The sequence below is a fragment of the Nocardia sp. NPDC005366 genome (assembly GCF_040606855.1).
In the GTDB taxonomy this organism is placed as follows: domain Bacteria; phylum Actinomycetota; class Actinomycetes; order Mycobacteriales; family Mycobacteriaceae; genus Nocardia.
Genome location: NZ_JBEXFQ010000086.1, coordinates 1 through 4,232, shown reverse-complemented (window position 1 = coordinate 4,232; position 4,232 = coordinate 1). Strand labels below are relative to the sequence as shown.

Below are 4,232 nucleotides of genomic sequence, written 5' to 3'. Positions count from 1 at the left end.
TCTTTTTTGCGGTCGTTCGTGGGGCATTTCCGTACTCCCTCCTATCCTTATTTTTACATACCCCTTTTCTATTTTCGGGGGCCCCCCCCCCCGCCCCCCCCCCGCCACAGGTTGTTTATGCCGGAATTACGCACGATGGCGGGTATCTCGAGCGAAGCAATTGGGCTGGTGCACAACGCGTTTCCAACGGTAGTGTGACGACCGAGAACAACACGGTTCTTCGCTAGGAGTATCACCGTGACCGATATTTACGAAGTTTCTTTCAATCCTTTCGCACCGGGGTTCACGGATGATCCGTATCCGCAATATGCCGCGCTGCGGACGGCGGTTCCAGCCTACGAACACGCGCTCGGATTCTGGTTTCTCTCACGCTATTCGGATGTGCAAGCGTTGTTGCGCTCCAATGCTTCCGTGGATTTGAACAACCTCGGTCCGGGGCGTTATCGGGAGATGACCGAGCAGCTCTACGGCGAAGTCATGACGCCCCGTCTCGGCGGGCTGTCGATGCTCGATCGCGACGCGCCCGATCACACCAGGCTGCGCAGGTTGGTGACCAAGGCGTTCACTCCCAGGGCCGTCGCCGGCCTGGAGGCCAAGATCCGATCCCTGGTCGACGGGAAACTCGACGAGATCGGTCGGGCAGGCCGCGGGGATGTCGTGGCCGACCTGGCCTTCCCACTGCCCTTCGAGGTGATCTCCGAGCTGCTCGGCATGCCCGAGACGGACCACTATCGGGTTCGGGAGCTTTCCGGCGTCCTGGCCCGCTCGTTCGAGCCGGGTGTGGCACCGGAGGCCATGCGTGAAATCGTCGCCGCCGATACCGAACTGGCCGAGATCATCGGAGAGGTCGTCGCGTGGAAGCGGGAGCATCCCGCGGACGACCTGATGTCGGAACTGATCGTCGCCGAAGACGAAGGTGATGTGCTCAGTGACGCCGAGCTGGTGGCACAGGTCGAACTCATCTATTTGGCCGGGTACCACAACACGGTCAATATGATCGCGAATGGCGTCCATGCGCTACTGCGGCATCCGGACCAATTGAAACTGCTGCGGCAGGATCCCGCTCTGATCGACAACGCGGTCGATGAATTGATGCGGTTCGACACTCCGACACAGTTTCTGCGGAGAATCACGCTTGATTCGTATCGCGTCGGCAATGTGAAACTCGAACCGGGCTCTTTCGTTCTACTGAGTATCGGTTCGGCGAATCGGGACGAGACATTCTGGGGCGCCACGGCGGATACCGTGATAGTGGATCGCGAAAATGCTCGCGCGCACCTTTCCTTCGGGGCGGGCTCGCGTTTCTGCCTGGGGTCGGCACTCGCACGAATGGAAGCGAAAGCGGCGATCGGTGGTCTGGTGCACCGATTCCCGGATCTTGCGGCCGACGGTGGCGTTCGATGGAACGGCCGAATCAATCTGCGCGGACCGGAGTTTCTTCCGATCTCAGTCTGAGCGGACATCGCCAGAGGTTCTTCGCCTGTGTCCTCCCGAGGGACAGGCCAGTTTGCTGTGCGCCCGCCGAGGCGGGAAGGAGTTCGGAAGATGAAGCAGTCCAATGGCCACGGCGCGGAGGCGAGCCGTGACATCGCGATCGTCGGAATCGCATGCCGGGTCCCCGGCGCGGACGATCCCCGAATGTTCTGGGATCTGCTGCGTGAGGGCCGGGACCACGCGGGGGCGCTGGACGACACCGCTGCCTTCGATGCCGAGTTCTTCGACATCTCCCCGGCCGAAGCCGGGCGAATGGATCCGCAGCAGCGACTCGCGCTGGAACTGGGCTGGGAAGTCTGCGAGAGCGGTCGGCTCTCGGCCGACGTGCTTCGCGGAACCGGAGTCGGCGTCTTCATCGGAGTGATGGCCGACGATTACGCGGGGCTCACCCGTAACGGCGCAGGCACGCCCAACCGGTTCACGAAGACCGGGCTGGGCAGAAGCCTCATCGCCAACCGCCTCTCGCATTTCATGGACTGGCACGGCCCGAGTCTGTCGATCGATACCGGACAGTCCTCGTCGCTGGTCGCGGTGCACCTGGCGTGCGAGAGCCTGCGTCGCGGCGAATCGAGCGTGGCCGTGGCGGGTGGTGTGCAACTCAACCTCGACGCCTTCGGGGCCACCGTGATGTCTGAGTTCGGCGCGGTGTCGCCGGACGGCAAGGTTTACGCCTTCGATAGTCGTGCCAACGGCACGGTGCGTGGCGAGGGCGGCGCGCTGGTGGCCCTCAAGCTGCTGGAACACGCTCTCGCCGATGGGGACGAGATCTTCGCGGTCGCCCGGGGCTCAGCGGTGAACAACGACGGAACTACCGAAGCGGTCGCGGTGCCGAGCGCCGCCCAGCGGGAGGCGGTGATCCGGCAGGCGTGCCGCGCGGCCGGAGTCGAACTCGGCGATGTTCAGTACGTCGAACTGCACGGCACCGGAACGGTGGTCGGCGACCGCGTCGAGGCGGCCGCTCTGGCGGCGGTGTACGGGGCGGAACGGATGTCCGGTGCACCGCTGCTCGTCGGCTCGGTGAAAACGAATATAGGCCATCTCGAGGCGGCGGCCGGCATCGTAGGCCTGGTCAAAGTGGCTCTGGCGCTGCGTAACCGGATGATTCCGGCGAGCTTGAACTTTTCCGAGGCCGATCCGGGACTACCGATGGATCGGCTGCGGGTCGCCGACACGCTGCGATCGTGGCAAGGGCAGCCGGCCGGGCGGCTCGCGGGGATCAGTGCTTTCGGCATGGGCGGCACGAACGCACACATAATTCTCGCTGAGGCGCCCTCGCCTGCCGAAGAGGCCGTAGCGCGGCAGATCTCGCGCGCCGCCGTGGTGCCGCTGGTGTTCTCGGGAAAGTCCGCCGCGGCGTTGGCTTCCCAGGCTGGGCGGCTCGGCGCCTTCATGTCGGAAGCCCGGGTATCGGGTGCGGATGTCGCGGTGTCCTTGACGGGTCGAAGTGTGTTCGATCATCGCGCCGTTGTCTTCGCCGCCGAGGAGCCGGACCTGATCGCAGGCCTTTCGGCTGTCTCGAGCGGACAGCCGAGGTCGGGTGTGGTTACCGGACAGGTGATCCCGGGCGGTACGGCGTTGGTTTTCTCCGGACAGGGGGCGCAGCGACTCGGGATGGGTCGGGAACTCGCCGCGGCGTTCCCGGCCTTCGCCGCGGCGCTGGACGACGTGGTCGGCGAACTCGACCGGTGGCTGGATCGGCCACTGCGCGAGGTGATGTGGGGGGACGACGCCGCCCTGCTGGATTCGACCGGGTATGCCCAACCCGCCCTGTTCGCCATCGAGTCGGCGCTGTATCGCCTGCTGGTGTCGTGGGGCGTGACGGCGGACGCGGTGGCCGGACACTCCGTGGGCGAGATCGCCGCGGCCCACGCGGCAGGTGTGTTGTCGCTGCGGGACGCGGCGCGACTGGTCACGGCCCGAGGCCGCTCGATGCAGGCATTGCCTCCGGGCGGCGCGATGGCCGCGATCCAGGCCGATCCGGGCGAGGTCGATGAATTCCTCTCGCCCGAACTGAGTCTGGCGGCGGTGAACGGACCGGCTTCGGTGGTGGTCTCCGGGGCTGTGGGCGCGGTCGAGTCGATCGTCGCGGTGTTCAGCGGACGCGGCCGCAAGACGACGCGATTGCGGGTGTCGCACGCGTTCCATTCGGCGTTGATGGAGCCGATGCTGACGGGGTTCGCGGCCGAGATCGCGGATATCACGGTGTCACAACCCCGCATCCCGGTCGTGTCGACGGTGACCGGGCAGGCGGCCGGCGAGGGATACGCGGAGGTGGACTACTGGGTGCGGCATGTGCGCCGCCCGACGCGGTTCGGCGATGCGGTAGCGGCCTTGGCGGCCGCCGGGGTGACGCGCTATCTCGAGGTAGGGCCGGATGCCGCGCTGGCGCCGATGATCGCGCAGAACCTGGAGCCGGAACAGGCCCGCGTGATGACCACTACGCACCGTGAGTCCGCCGAGCCGGTCGGACTGGTCGCGGGATTGGCTGAACTGTTCGCCGCAGGCGGTGCGGTGGATTGGCCTGCGCTCACCTGGGAGTGTGGCGGTCGGCGGGTGTCGCTGCCGCCGTACGCGTTTCAACGTCAGCGGTTCTGGTTCGATTCCGTGCCGGAGTCTGCGGTGCACGTGCACCCCGAGCTCCTGACCCGATTCGCCGGGCAGAGCGATGATCAGCGGTATGTCGCGCTGCTCGATCTGGTGCGTCAGCACACCGCGGCGCTGCTCGGGTACCCGAGCAG

Annotated in this window: 2 protein-coding genes; both read left to right on the top strand. The window is 66.0% G+C overall.

The features are described 5' to 3' along the window. Positions 1 to 237: 237 nt before the first annotated feature. A complete protein-coding gene (locus ABZS43_RS36445) occupies positions 238 to 1,455 on the top strand; it encodes a cytochrome P450 (RefSeq protein ID WP_355040571.1) in 1,218 nt (405 codons plus the stop codon). A gap of 90 nt (positions 1,456 to 1,545) precedes the next feature. Further along, positions 1,546 to 4,232: type I polyketide synthase (locus ABZS43_RS36440; RefSeq protein WP_355040570.1), on the top strand; the 2,687-nt coding region annotated here is incomplete at its 3' end.